We start from the raw sequence: 19,071 nt of genomic DNA, 5'->3' as shown, positions 1-19,071 counted from the left end.
TAAAATTGTATTTTATTGAAAAATACTGATATATACGTTTTTTGCCAAATTCTCTGATTTATAATAAGGAAAAACCTTATGGATTTTGATCGCATCAGCCGTCGTAAATTTACGCGTTCTTTTCTAATGGCTTCTGGTGCCGCTTTTATCGCCGGTCGTTATGGAAATCAGGCATTCGCTGAAGAGCAATCTCAAACTGGGGATAGTCATTTTCCTAATTTGGGAACAATGCAAAAATTTCAGGGGGCTGCAAGAAAAATAACACTTGCTTGGAGTGCGGATTCAATATGTACGGTTGCCTTTCCAGTTGCACAAGCCAAGGGTTTTTTTAGTAAATATAATCTGGATGTAAATTTTATTGATTTTGCAGGATCTGTCGACCAAATGCTGGAAACAATGTCGACAGGTAAGGCTGATGGTGCGTCAGGTATGGCCCTGCGTTGGTTGAAACCTTTACAGCAGGGATTTGATGTTAAACTTGTTGCGGGGTTACATTCTGGCTGTTTGCATTTATTGGCTTCTGGTACAAGTTCCATAAAGAATCTAGCAGATCTGAAAGGTAAGACAATCGGTGTTGGAGATATTGGTGGACCTGCAAAAAATTTTTTCAGCATGCGTTTCAGGGAAATCGGGATAGATCCTGAAAAAGACGTAAATTGGCGTCAGTTTCCATCTGACATTCTACCTTTGGCTATAAAACGTCAGGCGGTCCAGGCTGCAGGACTGGATGATCCCTTGGCTTATTTACTTAAGCAGGAACATCATCTTGTCACTATAGATTCCAATATGTCAGGTGAATGGGCAAAAATCGCCTGCTGTGTTGTCGGTTTAAGAGGGTCATTGATAAGAAAAGATCCATTGGTAGGCAAGGCACTTACTCAGGCAATTCTGGAAGCAGGTCAATGGGTGCATCATAATAAGGAAGAGGCGGCTGAAATTTTTAAACCCTATGCGCCCAAGGCAACTGTTGGGCAGTTAACTGAAATTCTTGAATCAGAAGGAACCCATCAACAGGTTATTGGCAGCAATCTCCGGCAAAATGTATCTTTTTATGCACAGCAATTAAAACAAATAGGTGTTTTTCCTCTTTCTCTCGATATAAATGCGTATGCCGATAAAGTTACCGAGGACATTTTTGCTTTATGATTCAAAAAGTAAAAATGGCATATTGGCCGCAATTGGCAGCTTTTATAATGTGGTTTGGGACTGCTTTTCTTACCTATTTTATCAAAAATGCTGATGATTTTCCCAGAACAACTGAATTTACCTGTCTATGTATCATTATAGCAGTTTTTTGTGTAGTAACGCTTCCATTTAATAAAGTTAGATATTATGGACCATGGTTGCTGGCTCTGGCTCTTATTACAGGAGGATGGGAAATTGTACAGGCAAAGTGGTTGCTACTGCCGCGTCCTTTTTTTGGTGCACCACAGGAATTATTGGATGTATTCATAACAGATTGGTATCGCTTACTGGATTCCCTGTTACATTCCCTAACGTTGCTGTTGGGAGGATATATTTTTGGTTGTCTTATTGGCTTTTTAATCGGAATAGGAATGGGATGGTCTTTACGTTTTGGCTATTGGGCCCATCCTGTATTGAGGTTTTTTGGACCTTTGCCACCTGTAGCTTTTTTACCTTTACTTTTTGCCGTTATACCATCCAGTTGGTTGGCGGGTGAACTGTTAATGGCATTTGCCGCCGCTTTTCCTGTTGCAGTATTGACATGGTCAGGAATCGCAGGGGTCAATCCGGGATATTATGATGTTGCCCGAACGATGGGGGCAAGCTCATCCTTCTTGATTCGTCATGTTGCCATTCCTGCAGCTTTACCTTTTGTTTTTGTAGGGATGTTCATGGCTTTGGGTTCCTGTTTCTATATGCTTGTCGTAGCGGAAATGCTGGGGGTAAAAGCAGGTCTCGGGTTCTATATGCAATGGGCGCAGGGATGGGCTGCCTATCCAAATATGTATGCGGCTTTAATCATCATGGCGGTAATGTGCACAAGCTTCATGACCCTACTTTTTAAAATTAGGAATCGTTTATTGCGTTGGCAAAAAGAAAGTATTAAATGGTAGGGATGTATGGCGGAAAAACAAAGGATTGACATCACACATTTAAGTCATGGTTATAGCCTGGATAATGATGATTTACCGGTATTGGATGATATTAATCTGACAATTGAACCACAGGAATTTGTTGTCATACTGGGCCCATCAGGATGTGGTAAATCAACATTGTTACGAATGATAGCGGGGCTTGAGCAACCTTTGAATGGATTGATTCAGGCAAATGGACAGGAAATTTCTAAGGCAGATCCATCAAGAGTGGTTGTTTTTCAGGATCCGACCCTATATCCATGGTTGACAGTCTGGGATAATGTCAATTTGGGTTTCAAAATCCGTAAGGAAAAGAACAATCATGCAGTTCAACTGATGCTTGAACTGATCGGGTTGAATAGTTTTAAAAATGCCTACCCTCGACAATTATCTGGTGGCATGGCACAAAGGGTGGCGTTGGCCAGAGCCCTGGTTAATGATCCAGGCATTCTTATTTTGGATGAACCACTGGGAAAATTGGACAGCCTGACTCGCATTACAATGCAAAAAGAGTTGGTTCATTTATGGCAACAAAGAAAATTCACGGCAATTATGGTAACCCATGATATTGAGGAGGCATTGTTACTGGCAACGCGCATCATTGTCATGCGACATCGTCCAGCGCATATCATAGGTGAATTTCGACTCAATATGGATTATCCAAGGCATAGAGACACGGAAGAACTGATTAAAATTCGTAAAGATATTTTTCATCTTTTGGGTCATCAATCAGATTGGTAAAAATTAGATCTACCAGCATATTTAAACGTTCAACGTTTATTTAAAGAAATAGGATGAATTATAAAAATCATTATTAATCTTTGATGATTTTTATAATAAACTAGGAGAAATTTTAAGCTCCTAGTTTATCTGATAAGCTATATATTTATTTTTTATATTTTTTAATTGCGGTTTCAATTAATTCACAAGCTTTTGCCTTATTGTCCCAGCCTTGGATTTTAACCCATTTACCCTTTTCCAAATCTTTATAATGGGTAAAGAAATGTTCGATTTCTTGGCGGGTAATTTCTGGAAGCTCTAAAACTTCATGAATTTTCGAGTATAGAGGATGGATTTTATCGTGTGGAACACAGATCACTTTTTCATCCATGCCTGATTCATCCTCCATTTTTAAAACACCGATTGGACGGGCACGAATAACACAACCTGGAACCACCGCTTCCGGAATCAAAACCAGCATGTCAATAGGGTCACCATCAGCTGCAAGGGTGTTGGGAATAAATCCATAAGCAGCAGGATAAGCCATGGGGGTAAAGACAATACGGTCAACAAAAACAGCACCGCTTTCTTTGTCAACTTCATACTTTACTTTTGAACCCTTGGGAATTTCAATAACAACATTAATATCATTAGGCACGTCTTTGCCCGGTGCAATCTTAGAAAGATCCATAATCATGTTCCATTATTATTTAAAACAGAAATACTAGCGAATTGCCGTTGATTTATCAATATTGAAACGGGTTAAATTGCTAAACAGGGATGACCTGATAGTCATATCTGGACTTGATCCTAACATTTTGGAAAAATTATAAAAATATATCCCAAAACTTTTGATGATATTAGGATTATGGATAAATGAAATTGAATGGAATGGGTAATAATCAAAGTTTTTTCGGATAAACGTAAAGAAAACGCTTGCAAAAATGATTGTTTTGCGGCAAATATGAGCTGCGTCAACGCGCCTGTAGCTCAATTGGTTAGAGCCGACCGCTCATAACGGCCTGGTTGCAGGTTCGAGTCCTGCCAGGCGCAGACGCTTTTTATCCAGCCTGAGGGCAATAAAAGATAACGGTGATTGTCTCAGGTTCTTCCCCCTAAATATTTAATACTAGATAGATGATATAAGGAGCTTCTTAACGATGGCTGGGCCTCAATATGTATACGTGATGAAAGATTTGACAAAGGCTTATCCCGGTGGTCGTGAAGTGTTTAAAGGCATAACTTTGTCTTTTCTGCCTGGGGTAAAGATTGGTGTTCTTGGGGTCAATGGTGCGGGTAAATCAACTCTATTACGCATTATGGCAGGTAAGGATAAGGAATTTGGCGGGGAAGCCTGGGCAGCTGATGGAATCAGGGTTGGATATTTAGAACAAGAACCGCAGCTGGATGAAACTAAAACGGTTGGTGAAAATGTTGCCGAAGGTTTTGGCCCTTTAAAAAAGGCTGTTGATCGGTTTAACGAAATTTCAATGAAATTTGCCGAGCCGTTGGATGATGACACCATGAATGCCTTGTTGGCAGAACAGGCTGATCTGCAAGAAAAAATTGATGCCGGTAATGGTTGGGAACTTGATCGTCAAATTGAAATTGCCCTTGATGCGTTACGTTGTCCACCAGCTGATGCAAGAGTCGATAAATTATCAGGAGGTGAGCGACGTCGTGTCGCCCTGTGTCGCCTGTTGCTGGAAAAACCAGATATACTTTTATTGGATGAGCCGACAAATCATCTTGATGCGGAAAGTGTGGCATGGTTAGAACAGACATTACGGGAATATGCTGGTACCGTTATTCTGATTACCCATGATCGATACTTCCTGGATAATGTTACGAACTGGATTTTGGAAATTGAGCGTGGCCGTGGTTATCCATTCGAGGGTAATTATTCTTCATGGCTTGAACAAAAGCGCAAACGTCTGGCTCAGGAAGAAAAAGAGGAAAGTGCACGTCAACGGGCTTTGGCGGCAGAACAGCAATGGATCAATTCCTCACCAAAGGCACGTCAGGCGAAAAGCCAGGCCCGTATTGCAAAATATGAGGAAATGCTTTCTCAAAGCCAGGAAAAGGCAACAGGTGTTGCGGATATTTATATTTCTCCTGGCCCCCGTTTAGGTAATGTTGTTATTGAAGCGGATAATCTCAGCAAAGGATTTGGTGACCGTTTACTAATTGATAAATTAAACTTCAAATTGCCTCCTGGAGGGATTGTAGGAGTAATCGGTCCAAATGGTGCGGGTAAATCAACCTTGTTCAAAATGATTATAGGTGCTGATAAACCTGATGAAGGTGAGATACGTATTGGTGATACGGTAAAGTTGGGATATGTTGACCAATCCCGTCATGAATTGGATCCTAATAAAACCGTATGGGAAGAAATTTCCGGTGGGACGGATGTCCTTTATCTGGGTAAGCGGGCAATTCCTTCGAGAGCCTATGTTGGAACATTTAATTTCAAGGGCTCGGATCAGCAGAAAAAGGTTGGTGTTCTATCCGGTGGTGAACGAAACCGCGTTCATCTTGCCAAAATGTTAAAACAGGAAAGCAATGTAATCCTGCTGGATGAACCAACCAATGATCTTGATCTCGACACTTTGCGTGTTCTTGAAGAGGCTTTGGAGGAATTTCCCGGTTGCGCTGTAGTCATCAGCCATGACCGATGGTTTCTGGATCGTCTTGCAACTCATATCCTTGCATTTGAAGGGGATAGCCATGTCGAATGGTTTGAAGGCAATTTTGAAGCGTATGAAGAGGATAAGCGACGGCGTCTGGGCCCTGATGCAACAGAACCTAGTCGTATCAAATATCGTCCAATTTCACGATAATTTCGGTTATTATTGATTTAAATTGAAAAAGCCCATATGATTTTTATCATGATGGGCTTTTTATGTAAGTTTTGATATCTGTGAACTGGTTGGATTTAAGAACTTCACGTTTGATTTTATCGCCGGTAAATTGGCAGGATATGCCGGATATTTTGGCTTTAAAAACGGATGTATTGACCTTTAGTAGTATGTTGGGTGGTGTTCGATCTTCATGGCAAGTGCAAAAGGAAATGGCTGAAGATATTCTTTATTGGGGATCACATAGGATTGGCATATATACTGTCCGCAAGCATATTCAAAATAGAACAGGTCAATTTTTGGGAATAACAGGGATACACTTGCGCAATGATAACCGTGGGCATGCATTGAGATTTGCACTATGGGGATGGGCGCAAGGGAAAGGATATGCCCGTGAGGCAGCATTTGCTGTACTATCGGCCGCCCATGAGCGTGGGTATAAACGGATAGTGGCGGTTACCAAAGAAAGAAATATAGCCTCTCGTCGTATTCTTGGAAGTATTGGCATGAATGTTGAGGAGCAATTCATGCGTCATGGATACAAGATGCTAACCTATGTCAGTGTATTATCGTAGAGAGAATGATTGTATAGTCCGACCAAAATTTAAAAAGATATAATGTATATTGTAATTTTTATGCAGACATGAAAAATCCAGAATACGGACAAAAAAAATTTTTTTCAGTTAAAGGCACATCCGTATTCCAGATTCCAGATTTTTTAAAGAATTATACTTATGAATAAATTATGCTGTTACCTTTTTTGGTTTGGAGCCTTTGGCACCGTAATATAGAATAAATGCGTAACAAATCAGGGTTAGAAAGAAAGCATGCTGAATTCCAATGGAATCGCTTAGCATTCCCTGAATGAACGGTACGACTGCACCACCAACAATAGCCATAACTAACAAACTCGATGCCTGTTCTGTTAGAGGGCCCATTTCTGCAATACCAAGTGAGAATATGGTTGGGAACATTATAGAGTTGAACAACCCAATCGCCACAATGGAATAAACCGCAACGTACCCTGTGCTAAACATGGTTGTCAATAAAAGACAGAGATTGATAATTGCACACCAACTTAGCATTTTACTTGGCGAACTTTTGACCATCACGGCTGATCCAACAATCCTGCCAACCATGGTGCCTCCCCAGAATAAAGTAACATATTGTGCAGCTTGCTGTTCAGACATTCTGCCTATTTCTGGCAGGGTCAGATAATTTATCATAAAACTGCCCAATGCGACTTCGGCACCAACATAACAGAAGATTCCTATAGCGCCCAAAACTGCATGAGGATGTTTGAACACGTCAGAAAGTTTATAGTTTTGTATCTGTTGGTTTTGATTGTCGTCTTTGTTGGTAGGTAATTTAAAGATTGCTACAAAGCCAGCCAGTAAAACAAGGATAATTCCAAGCACTGCATAAGGAGTTTGAACAGATTTAGCTTGTTCTTTACGATACTGTTCAATTTTAGTATTGGTTGAATCAGAAATATGTTGTTTGAGCTGTGTGAGATTTTCCTGATCAATTGGTTGCAATTTCAGGGTTGAAAAGCTTTCAAGAGCTTCAACCAAGGATCCGGTTGGAATTTGATCAATTTGTTCAGCGGTGAAATGACTTAATAAGCTTAATTTTTTTTCAGTTGGTATATTGTTTAGTGTTGTTCCAATTAATTCGGGGGAAAATTTTTGTAATTTTTGTTGGATTAGGGAATCCGGAAGCTTTTCGTATACATAAGGAGGTATGTTTTTCAAAGCATAAGCAACATTTTCATTGGAGGCCTTTGCAAAAATTGCCTCTATATCATTTGTTGGATTATTTTCAAGAGTTGAAATTAACTGGATGGTCTGTGGATCGGATGCAATCCTGTTGGGTATTGTATAAGCGGCACCGGTTAAGATTAGAATACTGCCAAGATAAGGAGCAACAGTCGTCCCAAGGGCATTCAAGGCCTGGGCCATGTTAAGGCGGCTAGAACTTGTTTTTTGTGGCCCTAAAAGTGTGACATAAGGATTGGCTGAAACTTGCAGGATGGTAATGCCGGTTGCCAAAATAAATAGGGCAAGAAGGAAAAAGTAGTAATTGGCAATTGTTGCTGCCGGCCAGAATAAAAATGTTCCAATGGCGGCAATAATCAATCCGGTAATGATTCCTTTTTTATAGCCAAGCCTAGATACAATTTTGCCTCCTGGAACAGACATTAAAAAATATGCTCCAAAAAACGTGAATTGCACCAGCATCGCTTGTGTGTAATTAAGGTTAAAGACGGTTTTGAGATGTGGAATCAAAATGTTGTTTAGACAGGTTAAGAAACCCCACATGAAAAACACGATTGAAATAACACTTAAGGCAATAGGGTAATTGGTAAATTTATTGTCTTGAGTTGTTATGGATGACGCTTCATTTGAAGAATGACTCATAAACTTAATTCCCTTGTTATTTAGGGTTATATTTTATATCAAGATGGTTTCTTTTTTAAGGTAAATATAGAAAGGCAATATTTATTTAACAAGAACTCATAAATTATAGCAAAGCATAAAAAGTGTCTGTTAAAAAGGTTTTTTTTAATTAAACCGTAAAAAATGCCACGAAATTCTTAATCTTGAATTGCTATTTGATAATCCATTTATTTTTTTGTGAATTACGCTTTTCCCAACCTTTTTCTTCAAGCTCTGGTTTATCCCGGATCGTTTGTGGATATCCAACACAGAGGTAAGCGATAAATTCAAGGGTTTCCGGTATTTCAAGAATTTGATGTATATCCGTCGGTGTTATGATGGAAACCCATCCAACGCCTATACCATAGGCTCTGGCAGCTAACCAGAAGCTATATATGGCCATAACAGTTGAGTAAGCGGTGGTTTGCGGCATTGTCTTGCGTCCCAGGCCTTTACCCTGATCGGGATTGCGTTCGGAAAAAACAGCAATATGATGTGGAGCGTCATCCATTCCGGATAGTTTTAGAGAATTGTAAAGCTTTTGGTTATCGGAACTGTAATCACGGCTTGCCTCTAAATTATTTTTTTTAAAAACATTATGGATTTTCTGTCGCAATTCGGGCCTGTTAATTTTGATAAAATACCAAGGTTCACTCAATCCAACAGAAGGTGCCTTACATGCAAAAGACAATAATTGATCCATTATTTCGTCAGGTATAGGATCTGGTTTAAAATGCCTGACATCCCTTCGCCAAGTGAACAGCTGTTCAAGTTCATTTATAAAATGATCTGAAAAACGCTCTTTAATCATGATTACTGGCAGGATAATTATTATGCCATCATAAAATATTTTATGATGGTCAATTTAATTTAGGAGTGGTTTTGAAGTTGGCGTTTTAAGGCTGCAATCAAAGCGGATACATCATTTTGATGACGTGCAATAAAAGATGTGTAATCTCCTCTTTGAGTTACGGCAAGTGATGCATTTTCACCAATAATATCAACAACCATTGGGGAGCCATTTTTAATTTCAATAATCCACTGAATGACGACATCTGGCTGTTTTGGACGTTTCAAGGTAGTCTGAATGGATTTTTTGTTTCCCTCTGTTGACGTAATTTCGCCAATGGTAAATGAAACCCCTTTATATTCTCCAAGCCGATTGGTAATTGAATTAACGAGTACCTGATGAAAAAGCTGGGTATATTCTTGTTGCTGGTCTGAAGTGGCGACTCTCCAAAAACGCCCCAGACAGAATTTCGCGATACCATCGACATCAACATATTTATTCAAAATAGGCAGAAATTTTTCTTTTTGTTCAGTCTTCGAATAATCTGCATTTACAATGGCAACCATTTCATTCCCGGTGGATCGCAGCCACTCTTTCAACTGATTGTCGGAATAGGTGGCTTCTGAAGCATGAACTTGGGTTATAAGAGGGAAAATCGCTTGTTTTGAAACAACGTTCCCGGCAAGGAGAATACCGCTAATCGCAAGTGCAGGAAAAAAGATTTTACAGGGATGAATTTTCAAAATATAGCTCCTAAATTATTTAACATACCATGCAGGGACAGTTGCTCTATGATCCTCGATAAGTGCTTTGATTTCAGCATCTTGCTGTTGTTGATAGGCACTTCGGATGGTTGCGTAAGGATCCAAAGAATCCTGTTGCAATTGATTCATTGCATCAAGATAATCAGCCCTCGAACTTATTACACCTAAAATATTATATGCCCAGTTAAAAGTTATCAAGCCATATCCTCTGGGAACATAATTCCATGGTGACAGACCAACCGCAATGATGGATCCCCCACCTTCACGTAGAGAGGTTGGTCCCATGAAGGGAACGAATAGATAGGGACCTGATTTTACGCCCCAACTGGCCAGAGTCATACCGGGGGTGGTGTCATGATGTTTATATCCAGCCATTTCGGCTACATCTATTAATCCTCCAATTCCGGCCACCATGTTTATACACCAACGGGCAAAAGCATCTCCAGCGCGTCTTGATTTACCTGCCCCGACATCTGAGAAAAAGACAACGGGTTCATCCATGGTGCGTATCATATTGCTGAGTGATTTTCGAACTACTTTCGGCACCGCCCATACATACGCTTTGGCTACAGGTTTCAACGTATATTTATCCATTTTCATTGTAAAATTGTACATTTTACGATTGGTTGGCTCATATTTGTCATTATTATGTTTATATTCAGCCAAGGCTTCAGGATCTTTTGGTGGCGGATTACTGCATCCATTCAGAAAAATGCCAAGACAGCCCAGAAAAGTTAAGCAAGGTAATAAAAAATTCTTTTTTTTCAGTTCGGATGATTTTGGAAAATTAAAGAAAGAAAATAGGGTGAAATTCATGGCAACCTTTGTTAACTTTTAATTCGTTATAACAATTTTAAATTTTGATCATACAATTTAAATGAATTAAATAAATAATCATAACAATTTAGGCAATAACAATTCAGAACATAGCAGATTCATCATTAAACAACAGAAAAAAGAATTTGTATTAATTAAAATTGAGACATGAAAGATCTGATTGTGGTAATAAAACAACAAATAACGAAAGATCTTTTATGTTATGCTCATGTCTCAAAATTAAAAATCTGATCCAAACGATTATATAGAAAATTGTTGAAATTAAATTCCACGATTATGTTTAATATAATCCCATGCAGCATTAATTTTTACGATTTTTTGGTTTGCCTTTTCAATTTCCTGTGGATTTCCCCCTTTTGCTGCAATAAGGTCAGGATGATAGATACGAACAAGTTCACGCCAACGGTTGCGGATAGTTTCGGTATCCGTTTTAGGATCAACCCCAAGTATTACGTATGCATCAGGTTCGTCAGAAACAGAACGGGGACTGCCTCCTTGGGCTGCATAATCCCATACTCGTTCTGAGAGACCGAATATATGCTGGATATGTCGCAAATATTTTTCTTCAAGCGGATGAAGAGGTTCCGATTTTTTTAAATCAGAACGGGCCAGCATATATAGAAGGATAAAAACATTTTCAAGTTTGCCTTTTTCCTCTTGGAAATTATGTTTAAGAATTTTTGCAAATTTTGGATAATCATCAACTCTTGAACGGGCCCGATCAAAAAGCATACCTATTTGCTTTTCTTGCTGTGGTGGAATATGAAGATGATGTTTAAAATAATCAACCTCACTTCGGTTGACCGGACCATCACATTTGGCAAGCTTGGCAGATAAAATGATGAGACATAATGCCATAACTTGCTCTTTTTTACCGGCATTTGAGGCCATTTGCACAGCAATATAGGTGCTGGCACCCACAAGATCGGGAGAGATCTTATGTTTCCATTGTTCAACCCATCCTCCCAAAGGTGGATTCAACAGCTTGTTTTTATCCGCAGCATGACCAATGGCAGCACCTAGTAATGCTCCAAGAGGACCACTTGTTGCGAAGCCGGCGATTGTTCCAAAAATTTTTCCAAAAACAGGCATTGAATTAATATAATAGAATTAAACTCGCTTCATTCTATTATTCTTTTGTTAAAAGGCAAATTTATTTTAAAAGTTTTCGTGGCATATATTATCTGTAATATGAGGGATAATTTATTTATTTAATTACAGTCAATGATTTTTATTGAAAAAAGTTGGAAAAATCAAATAATTATATATTTTTTAATATATAATGTAACGCTGTTAATCTTAGCATAGAGGATAGCGGATGATTTGCACACCGTTTTGCATCAATTTCAGTAATCAAATGAAGCAGGGTAAGATTTTTTGATACCGCCATTTGATCTAAAATATTCCAAAAGTCCTGTTCCAGAGCGATGCTTGTGCGATGGCCAGAAATTTGAAAACTGCGTTTTTTTAAATAATGTCGTGACATGATTTTTGATTGGCTTGCAATTATACGGATATTATAAATTGATCAAATGCCCATTGGGCTGTTTCCTTGATAATAGCATTATCATGATTTTTCCAATTTATTATTAGTGGTAAAAGATTTTCTATATTTGAATTACCTGCTGCAATCAGGATATTCCTGATAAATCGTAAATGACCAATACGCTTTACAGGAGATCCAGTGAAAAAACTTCTGAAATCTTCCTCATTGAATTGAAGAAATTTTGCAAGTGGGGGTGAAACAAGTTCGGTTCGAGCCTGTAACTTGATGTGACGACTTTGGCTGGCGAAACTATTCCATGGACAGACAGCCAGACAATCATCACAACCGTAAATTCGATTATGCATAGCCTTACGAAATTCGATGGGGATACTGCCGGCATATTCTATAGTGAGATACGAAATACAGCGTTTTGCATCCAGTTTAAAAGGCTCGGGAAAAGCTTGAGTTGGACAGGAAACCAAGCATTTTTTACAGGAACCACAATGTGATTTGCTTGCAGGTAGAGGGGGAATATGAAGGGTGGTCAATATCTCACCTAAAAAAAGCCAACTGCCAAATTGACGGGAAACCAGATTTGTATGTTTTCCCTGCCAACCTAAACCTGCCTTTTGCGCGAGAGGTTTTTCCATGATGGGTGCCGTATCGACAAAAACCTTAACCTGTTCATTATTTGAATAATATTTTGTCTCTTTTAATATAAATTGGGCTAAATGTTTCAGCCATCCCTTGATTATATCATGATAGTCCCGATTACGGGCGTAAACAGATATATTTGCATATTCAGGATGTTTAAGATTTTCCAGGGGATTTTCCCGGGGACCATAATTTACTCCCAAGACAATTGCCGTTTTCACTTCTGGCCATAAATGGTGGGGACTGGAACGATAATATAGACGATCTTCCAACCACTGCATGGTTCCATGTCGTTTGAGAGAAACAAACTCCTTAAGCAAAGCCGCTTTTTCTGGTGGAAGAGATGCTTCACAAATGCCACATTGATCAAATCCCAATTCAATCGCTTTTTTTTGTATAAGTTTGGAAAAGTTTTTAGGTAGCATGAAGATATGAATATATAACTACATCAATTGTAATTCAGATTATCTATTTTATAGAATAGGTTTGTATATTCAAACAAGTTTTCTTTAAGTGTAAAAAACATTCTTAAAATGAAAAATATCCAGAGATATGATTTTTATTGTCACGTAAATAAATATAGAAATAGGTCATGATTATAGTTTTATTTGCAATTGACCTAATTATTTAAAAATTGTAACGTCATAATTTAAAGAACAAATAATAAGTTGTTGTTTTAAGAAAAGTAATAATTCAAATAAAAATTCAGTTTATCAATTAAACAATTGTACGGTTTTTTTTAAATCATAAACTTTATAAGTATTCAATTAATATCACGTAAAGGGGCAAGTAAAAATGCAGAAAAAACGTATTGTTGTATTAGGAGGTGGAATTGCAGGAATGGAATTCGTGACCCGATTATCCTCTTTATTGAAATCTGAACAATATGAATTAATGTTAATTGATAAAAGCGAATATCATATTTGGAAACCGATGCTGCATACATTTGCTGCAGGAAGTGCGAAACCCAATGAACAGGGGATTAACTTTCTTACACAGGCCAAACGTGATGGTTATATCTTTAATCCTGGAAATGTTTCAAAAATTGACTTGAAACAGAGAAAAATCACTTTAGACGCATTATATGACAAAACCAACAAAGAAATACTTCCGGAACGGAATATTGAATTTGATTATTTGGTTATTTCAATGGGCAGTAAAACCAATGATTTTAACACTAAAGGTGTAAAAGAATATGCCTATCCAATTGATGATCTGGATCATGCCCTTGATTTTTACAATGATTTAAGGAATTTTATAATACAAGCTGCAATTTTGAAGGAAAAGCATCATGTTGTCATTGTTGGGGCCGGAGCGACTGGAGTTGAGTTAAGCGGTGAAATTATCTATCAGCTTAAACAGTCTTCACAGTATGTTGGGTATGATTTTACCGATTATTTGCATTTGACAGTTGTGCAATCGGGGGATCAGATCTTACCCACTTTTGAGAAAGAAATTGGTAATGCTGTCAAAGTGACCATGAATAAAATTGGCATAAATACTTTGTTATCAGCGCGCGTAAAGGAAGTAACCAAGGATCACGTATATCTTGAAAATGGTGCTGTAATTCCTGCAGATCAGGTTGCTTGGACAACCGGAATAAAAGGTGATAATTTATTGCAGGAAATTGATGGTGTCGAATATTCCAAACGATCCCAGATTGTTGTGACCCCACGATTACAAGTCGTTGGGTTTCCCTATGTATTTGCAATGGGAGATTGCTCTTCTGTTCAAGATAACTCTTTACCACCAACCTCACAGGTGGCTACGCAACAGGCCTACTATTTAAGTCGTAATTTTTTAAAACTGATTCAAGATCCTGCTTCGGTCAACCTTTTTGATTATAAAGATTATGGTTCACTTGTCAGCGTTGGACGTTATCAATCTTTTGGTGTTTTTGGTCATCATATTGCAATAAGAGGGTGGGTTGCAAAAATTGCACATTTATATTTGTATCGGTCACATCAAATCAGAATATTGGGTTTGAGACGTGCAATCAGTGCAATTTTGGCAGATAAATTCAGAAAGCTGTCAATATAGTTAGGCTCGATAAAAGGTTTTGGGTTTGCTTGTTTGTATTAAGAGCATAAATAAATCATATATCCACCACAGCCAGACAATTCCGCAAAAAACATAACCTATCAGGACTATTTTTGTAACTAATCCTAAAACCATAAGGAAAGCCATCAGGATACCGGTAAAAAATTTGTTTATATAGATACGATGCACCCCGAAGAAACCCAAAAAAAACCAAAGGATCATAGCGATTACAAATGATCGGTTTCTAACATTTAAATTGGTTACCAGACTTATTAATCTTTTACATTCCTTTAAAGTTAAATTGTTATTGAACATTGATGATTAGCTTCCATTAAAAATTAATGATCAATGTATTATATAGTTTAAATATCTTGATTTTAAATATATTGGGATATGGGAATGTACTATTAACTGTTTGTTAAAAATATAAATAAATTATTGATTTATGTTTGATCAATGTTCATTATTATTGAACATTGATTGTAAATAATATGTAACAAACTTTGAATCATTCAAGAAACTATTCTATTCTTCATAAAAAGCGCAAAGTTTGTTTCCATCAGGATCACGAAGATAAGCCAGATATTTATTTGTTCCTTTGCGTAAACCTGGAGGGTCCTCAATTGACATACCACCATTGGCTATTCCTGCGGCATGGAATTGATTGACCTGTTCGGGAGAGTTCATTTGAAATCCGATAGTTCCACCATTGGAATAAGTTGCAGCCTGTCCGTTGATTGGCTTGCAAATAATCAGTTTTTGACCATCCTTCGCATAAAAAGGGCGCCCCTTTTTATCAAATCCTGAATCGGAAAGATTCATAACCTTGAAAATAGCATCATAGAATTTCTTTGCTTTTTCTATATTGTTGGTGCCGACGCAGATGTGACTGAATAACATATTTATTTCCTTATAAAATTACTTGATTTGTATAAATAGGTTAGAATTGATATTGCCTTTTCACAATGAATTTTTTAATTTTTTGATTGTTTTTGAAGAAAAATGAGAGAAATTAAATCGTATCTCTCCTTGAGACCCTCCAAACTCTTCACCCTTTGCAATAATTATTTTTTGTTTTAACCATTCCTGTAAAAGGGTGGACAATTCCTTATTTTTGTCTGGAGGACATTTTGAATAGAGATAAAGTCCACCTTTTGGAGGTTGAAATTGGAACAGAGATTGGTAATTTTGATCCAACCAATGACATAGATTCTTTGCTTTTTTCGAAAGTTTTTTCTGTAAAAAATTGAAATGATTATCCATTTGATGGGTTAAATAATACTGGGCAAGTAATTGTGGTAAAACACTTATTCCACCCTCGATTTGACGTCTAACATTGGCAAGCTGATGGATAATGGGACGGGGGGCTATAATCCAACCAACACGGGTTGCTTTACCAATATATTTAGATAAAGAACCAAGATATATAACCTGTTTGTATTTGTCATACATTTTGATAGATCTACAATCAGTATTCTCATCAAATGAAAGTAGGCTATATGCATCATCTTCAATAAGAGGAATTTGATTATCATGACAAAGCCGTAGGATTTCTTTTTTACGAAAAGATGAAAGGATTGAACCGGTTGGATTTTGAAAAACTGGATTTAAAAAAATCATTTTTACGGGATGTTTACGAATCAATTTCTGGAGTATTTCTGGGTTCACCCCATTTTGATCCAGTGCAGCAGGATGAACACGTAAACCGGAAGCTTGAAAAATGGGAAGTCGGAAAAAAGAGGAAGGGGTTTCTACCGCAATATGATCGCCTGGTCCTAACAAGGTTTGAGTCAATAAAAAAAGGGCCTGCTGAGTTCCAGTTGTAATTAGAATTTCGGATAGGTCAACTGATATACCTATACGTTTTTTCATATGATATTGAACGGCCTGGCGAAAGGAATAAAGACCTAGAAGCGTAGTTTCATCATCTTGTTCTAACGATAGAACATGTTGCCAGGGTAAATCGGTAGGATCAATTTTTGGTAAAAGGGAAGGTGCAAGATCACCAGTTGCCATATCAATAAGGTTGATATGCTTTTCCTGAGCCTTTTTACGTAATTCTTGTATATGAATTTGATAGGGATCTCGCTGATATTGGGTATATACCGATTTGACAGGATACCAATTCATTGATGGATAAAGATTTATTTCATGTTTGAGCGGATTTACATAAGATCCACTGCCTATTTTTCGAATTAATAATTTTCGGTCTGTCAATTCGTTCAATGCACGGATAACAGTTGAACGATTGATGTTCAGGAGATGGCTCAACTGCCTTTCAGAAGGCAATCGTTCACCAGGACCCAGGGTGCCATTGATAATGGCTTGCTGAATAAGATGAATAAGTTGTTGATATAACGGTTTATTGGAAGAGGAAGACAAAGTCCACATGATGATCAAACCCTGAATACAGAGTCATGATATAATATTAATATTTTTTTTACTATATTATTTTTTTATAAGAAATGTGGAATTATTTCCATTGCTGGATATTATCAAGCTAGGTTTTTGGTTATAAAGCATATCCCTTTCAAAATTGCCGATTGTATTTATTGTAAAGGCATCGAACGATCTTTCTATTATCCCTTCTACAAACGGGAAACTTTTTGTCAAATTTATAATTCCAGTTGATCCGGCATTGCTTATTAGTCATAGTACTTCTCAAGTGAGTTTATAAATTTAAAGATTACATATAAATTGGATGGGTTTGAATCATACCAATTGGATGTTTTAATTCCCTGAATGTTTATGCATGATAATCTTAATTTAAACCGGAGAATATATTAATGAATAAAAAAGTAGGATCTGAAAGAGTAAAACGTGGTATGGCCCAAATGCAAAAAGGTGGGGTCATTATGGATGTTGTGAATGCAGAACAGGCAAAGGTAGCAGAAGCAGCGGGTGCAGTTGCCGTGATGGCTCTGGAACGGGTTCCTTCTGATATCCGTGCTGCTGGAGGGGTGGCTCGTATGGCTGATCCAACTATTGTCGAGGCTGTTATGAAAGCGGTGACTATTCCTGTAATGGCAAAAGCCCGGATTGGTCACATTGCCGAAGCTCGCGTACTTGAAGCGATGGGTGTTGATTATATTGATGAAAGCGAGGTTCTTACACCTGCAGATGATGAATATCATTTGCTGAAAAGTGAATATACAGTGCCTTTTGTTTGTGGATGCCGTGATTTAGGTGAAGCGTTGCGCCGTATCGGTGAAGGTGCCTCTATGTTAAGAACCAAGGGGGAACCGGGCACAGGTAATATTGTTGAAGCTGTACGTCATATGCGCAAGGTTCAGTCACAAATTCATCATGTAATGGGATTGAAAGACGATGAATTGATGGTATATGCACGTGATCTTGGTGCACCTTATGAATTGGTTAAACAGGTTAAACAGCTTGGCAAATTACCTGTTGTAAATTTTGCTGCGGGCGGTGTGGCAACACCTGCGGATGCGGCCTTGATGATGTCATTGGGTGCTGATGGCGTTTTTGTTGGATCCGGTATCTTCAAATCAGAAAATCCCGAAAAATTTGCCCGTGCAATTGTTCAGGCAACAACTCATTATGAAGATTACAGATTGATCGCCGAATTATCCAAGGGGTTGGGTGTGCCAATGAAGGGTATTGAAATGAGCAAATTATCAATGGATGAACGAATGCAAGAACGGTCCCACTAGATTTTGGGAAGGGGGAAATTTAAATTTCCCCTTTATGGAATTTTTATAATGTTGATCAAAAAGGTATATATGAACCATTATGCATAAAAAAATTGGGGTTCTTGCGTTACAAGGAGCAGTGAGTGAGCATATTGCCCAGTTGCAGGGATTGGGTGCTTTGGGAATTGAGATTAAAACAGCAGAAGATCTTAAGCGGGTGAAGGGATTGATTATACCTGGTGGTGAATCAACAGCAATCAGCCGTTTGATACAAGAAGTTGGACTTTATGAACCAATACGTGATTTTGCAAGAAAAAATCCGGTTTTTGGTACTTGTGCAGGCCTAATTTTGTGTGGTTCCTCTATTACAGATGGTGGAGAGAAATTAAAACCTTTAAATTTGATCGACATTGCCGTAACACGTAATGGTTTCGGTCGTCAGATTGACAGTTTTGAAGTTGATTTAGATATAGGGAATATAGGAAAAAATATTCCTTCCGTTTTTATTCGCGCCCCCTATATTGCTTCAGTTGGTGAAAATGTAAATGTCCTGGCGGTATATGATAAAAAAATCGTTATGGCGGAACAGTGCAATATTCTAGTTTGTTCTTTTCATCCCGAATTGACAGAAAACAATCAGGTTATGGATTATTTTATATCCAAGATTGACAGTTGATGAAATTTATAAGCTAACCGTTCCTTTGTTTTCTTTCCAATGAACAAAAAAGCCAG

The 19,071-nt window shown here is 37.9% G+C and carries 19 protein-coding genes and 1 tRNA gene; 9 read left to right on the top strand and 11 right to left on the bottom strand.

Annotated elements, in window-relative coordinates:
* The first annotated feature begins 78 nt into the window (after positions 1–78).
* From H3R33_RS05570 to H3R33_RS05560, 3 genes are read left to right on the top strand one after another with little or no spacing between them, the layout of a single operon-like run.
* Positions 79–1,146, top strand: coding sequence for an ABC transporter substrate-binding protein (locus H3R33_RS05570; protein ID WP_198184756.1), 1,068 nt, complete (start codon positions 79–81; stop codon positions 1,144–1,146).
* Positions 1,143–2,078, top strand: a complete 936-nt coding sequence (locus H3R33_RS05565) for an ABC transporter permease (RefSeq protein WP_155566520.1) — start codon at positions 1,143–1,145, stop codon at positions 2,076–2,078. Before H3R33_RS05570 ends, H3R33_RS05565 begins: the two co-directional genes overlap by 4 nt.
* Positions 2,079–2,084: 6 nt before the next feature.
* Entirely contained in the window at positions 2,085–2,840 is a 756-nt protein-coding gene (locus H3R33_RS05560) for an ABC transporter ATP-binding protein (RefSeq protein ID WP_198184757.1), read from the top strand.
* 145 nt (positions 2,841–2,985) lie between these two features.
* On the opposite strand, the gene ppa is transcribed toward H3R33_RS05560, so the two are convergent.
* Positions 2,986–3,510, bottom strand: coding sequence for an inorganic diphosphatase (gene ppa, locus H3R33_RS05555; RefSeq protein WP_198184758.1), 525 nt, complete (start codon positions 3,508–3,510; stop codon positions 2,986–2,988).
* Between the two features lie 288 nt (positions 3,511–3,798).
* Here ppa and H3R33_RS05550 point away from each other — a divergent pair.
* The 3 genes from H3R33_RS05550 to H3R33_RS05540 all read left to right on the top strand — a co-directional run bounded on the left by H3R33_RS05550 (position 3,799) and on the right by H3R33_RS05540 (position 6,252).
* Positions 3,799–3,872: transfer RNA gene (locus H3R33_RS05550), tRNA-Ile, on the top strand.
* Positions 3,873–3,979: 107 nt separating this feature from the next.
* Complete coding sequence (ettA, locus tag H3R33_RS05545; protein ID WP_198184759.1) at positions 3,980–5,659, top strand: energy-dependent translational throttle protein EttA; 1,680 nt, start codon at positions 3,980–3,982, stop codon at positions 5,657–5,659.
* Positions 5,660–5,739: 80 nt separating this feature from the next.
* Positions 5,740–6,252, top strand: a complete 513-nt coding sequence (locus H3R33_RS05540; RefSeq protein WP_198184760.1) for a GNAT family N-acetyltransferase — start codon at positions 5,740–5,742, stop codon at positions 6,250–6,252.
* 168 nt (positions 6,253–6,420) lie between these two features.
* Here the strand turns inward: H3R33_RS05540 and H3R33_RS05535 are convergent, their stop codons facing one another.
* From H3R33_RS05535 to queG, 7 genes are all read right to left on the bottom strand, one after another.
* Positions 6,421–8,097, bottom strand: a complete 1,677-nt coding sequence (locus H3R33_RS05535) for a sugar MFS transporter (protein WP_232342125.1) — start codon at positions 8,095–8,097, stop codon at positions 6,421–6,423.
* A gap of 190 nt (positions 8,098–8,287) precedes the next feature.
* Positions 8,288–8,926: a 5,6-dimethylbenzimidazole synthase gene (gene bluB / locus H3R33_RS05530; protein WP_198184761.1), complete on the bottom strand. Its 639-nt coding sequence runs from the start codon at positions 8,924–8,926 to the stop codon at positions 8,288–8,290.
* Positions 8,927–8,985: 59 nt separating this feature from the next.
* Positions 8,986–9,648, bottom strand: coding sequence for a phospholipid-binding protein MlaC (locus tag H3R33_RS05525; protein WP_110438693.1), 663 nt, complete (start codon positions 9,646–9,648; stop codon positions 8,986–8,988).
* 15 nt (positions 9,649–9,663) lie between these two features.
* Positions 9,664–10,485: a VacJ family lipoprotein gene (locus H3R33_RS05520; RefSeq protein ID WP_155566526.1), complete on the bottom strand. Its 822-nt coding sequence runs from the start codon at positions 10,483–10,485 to the stop codon at positions 9,664–9,666.
* 282 nt (positions 10,486–10,767) lie between these two features.
* Positions 10,768–11,598, bottom strand: coding sequence for a TerB family tellurite resistance protein (locus H3R33_RS05515; RefSeq protein ID WP_110438695.1), 831 nt, complete (start codon positions 11,596–11,598; stop codon positions 10,768–10,770).
* Positions 11,599–11,767: 169 nt separating this feature from the next.
* Entirely contained in the window at positions 11,768–11,992 is a 225-nt protein-coding gene (locus tag H3R33_RS05510) for a ribbon-helix-helix domain-containing protein (protein WP_122123276.1), read from the bottom strand.
* A 20-nt stretch (positions 11,993–12,012) separates the two neighbouring features.
* Entirely contained in the window at positions 12,013–13,071 is a 1,059-nt protein-coding gene (gene queG / locus H3R33_RS05505) for a tRNA epoxyqueuosine(34) reductase QueG (protein WP_198184762.1), read from the bottom strand.
* A gap of 370 nt (positions 13,072–13,441) precedes the next feature.
* Between queG and H3R33_RS05500 the strand changes: the two genes are divergently transcribed.
* Positions 13,442–14,686: an NAD(P)/FAD-dependent oxidoreductase gene (locus H3R33_RS05500; protein WP_198184763.1), complete on the top strand. Its 1,245-nt coding sequence runs from the start codon at positions 13,442–13,444 to the stop codon at positions 14,684–14,686.
* Here H3R33_RS05500 and H3R33_RS09220 read toward each other — a convergent pair whose 3' ends face one another.
* From H3R33_RS09220 to H3R33_RS05485, 3 genes are all read right to left on the bottom strand, one after another.
* On the bottom strand, positions 14,687–15,001 hold the full coding sequence (locus H3R33_RS09220; RefSeq protein ID WP_155566530.1) for a TM2 domain-containing protein: 315 nt from the start codon (positions 14,999–15,001) through the stop codon (positions 14,687–14,689).
* Positions 15,002–15,211: 210 nt separating this feature from the next.
* On the bottom strand, positions 15,212–15,586 hold the full coding sequence (locus H3R33_RS05490) for a VOC family protein (RefSeq protein WP_198184764.1): 375 nt from the start codon (positions 15,584–15,586) through the stop codon (positions 15,212–15,214).
* Between the two features lie 60 nt (positions 15,587–15,646).
* The gene (locus H3R33_RS05485) at positions 15,647–17,077 is read right to left on the bottom strand and encodes a PLP-dependent aminotransferase family protein (protein ID WP_198184765.1); all 1,431 of its coding nucleotides are present in this window, start codon (positions 17,075–17,077) and stop codon (positions 15,647–15,649) included.
* A gap of 395 nt (positions 17,078–17,472) precedes the next feature.
* On the opposite strand from H3R33_RS05485, the gene pdxS reads away from it, so the two are divergent.
* Together pdxS and pdxT are read left to right on the top strand one after the other, a co-directional pair.
* Entirely contained in the window at positions 17,473–18,360 is an 888-nt protein-coding gene (gene pdxS / locus H3R33_RS05480) for a pyridoxal 5'-phosphate synthase lyase subunit PdxS (RefSeq protein ID WP_122123282.1), read from the top strand.
* A gap of 79 nt (positions 18,361–18,439) precedes the next feature.
* Positions 18,440–19,015 (top strand): pyridoxal 5'-phosphate synthase glutaminase subunit PdxT, encoded by a 576-nt coding sequence (gene pdxT, locus H3R33_RS05475; RefSeq protein WP_122123283.1) that lies wholly within the window; start codon positions 18,440–18,442, stop codon positions 19,013–19,015.
* The last annotated feature ends 56 nt before the right edge of the window (positions 19,016–19,071 follow it).

The organism is Commensalibacter sp. B14384M2 (genome assembly GCF_016101865.1).
In the GTDB taxonomy this organism is placed as follows: domain Bacteria; phylum Pseudomonadota; class Alphaproteobacteria; order Acetobacterales; family Acetobacteraceae; genus Commensalibacter; species Commensalibacter melissae.
This window is presented reverse-complemented; position numbering and strand designations above follow the sequence as displayed.

Bases quoted from the DNA above. Each gene is read 5' to 3' on its own strand.
- H3R33_RS05570 (WP_198184756.1), top strand. From the start codon at position 79: ATGGATTTTGATCGCATCAGCCGTCGTAAATTTACGCGTTCTTTTCTA.
- H3R33_RS05565 (WP_155566520.1), top strand. From the start codon at position 1,143: ATGATTCAAAAAGTAAAAATGGCATATTGGCCGCAATTGGCAGCTTTT.
- H3R33_RS05560 (WP_198184757.1), top strand. From the start codon at position 2,085: ATGGCGGAAAAACAAAGGATTGACATCACACATTTAAGTCATGGTTAT.
- ppa (WP_198184758.1), bottom strand. From the start codon at position 3,510: ATGGATCTTTCTAAGATTGCACCGGGCAAAGACGTGCCTAATGATATT.
- ettA (WP_198184759.1), top strand. From the start codon at position 3,980: ATGGCTGGGCCTCAATATGTATACGTGATGAAAGATTTGACAAAGGCT.
- H3R33_RS05535 (WP_232342125.1), bottom strand. From the start codon at position 8,097: ATGAGTCATTCTTCAAATGAAGCGTCATCCATAACAACTCAAGACAAT.
- bluB (WP_198184761.1), bottom strand. From the start codon at position 8,926: ATGATTAAAGAGCGTTTTTCAGATCATTTTATAAATGAACTTGAACAG.
- H3R33_RS05520 (WP_155566526.1), bottom strand. From the start codon at position 10,485: ATGAATTTCACCCTATTTTCTTTCTTTAATTTTCCAAAATCATCCGAA.
- H3R33_RS05515 (WP_110438695.1), bottom strand. From the start codon at position 11,598: ATGCCTGTTTTTGGAAAAATTTTTGGAACAATCGCCGGCTTCGCAACA.
- H3R33_RS05510 (WP_122123276.1), bottom strand. From the start codon at position 11,992: ATGTCACGACATTATTTAAAAAAACGCAGTTTTCAAATTTCTGGCCAT.
- queG (WP_198184762.1), bottom strand. From the start codon at position 13,071: ATGCTACCTAAAAACTTTTCCAAACTTATACAAAAAAAAGCGATTGAA.
- H3R33_RS05500 (WP_198184763.1), top strand. From the start codon at position 13,442: ATGCAGAAAAAACGTATTGTTGTATTAGGAGGTGGAATTGCAGGAATG.
- H3R33_RS09220 (WP_155566530.1), bottom strand. From the start codon at position 15,001: ATGTTCAATAACAATTTAACTTTAAAGGAATGTAAAAGATTAATAAGT.
- H3R33_RS05490 (WP_198184764.1), bottom strand. From the start codon at position 15,586: ATGTTATTCAGTCACATCTGCGTCGGCACCAACAATATAGAAAAAGCA.
- H3R33_RS05485 (WP_198184765.1), bottom strand. From the start codon at position 17,077: ATGTGGACTTTGTCTTCCTCTTCCAATAAACCGTTATATCAACAACTT.
- pdxS (WP_122123282.1), top strand. From the start codon at position 17,473: ATGAATAAAAAAGTAGGATCTGAAAGAGTAAAACGTGGTATGGCCCAA.
- pdxT (WP_122123283.1), top strand. From the start codon at position 18,440: ATGCATAAAAAAATTGGGGTTCTTGCGTTACAAGGAGCAGTGAGTGAG.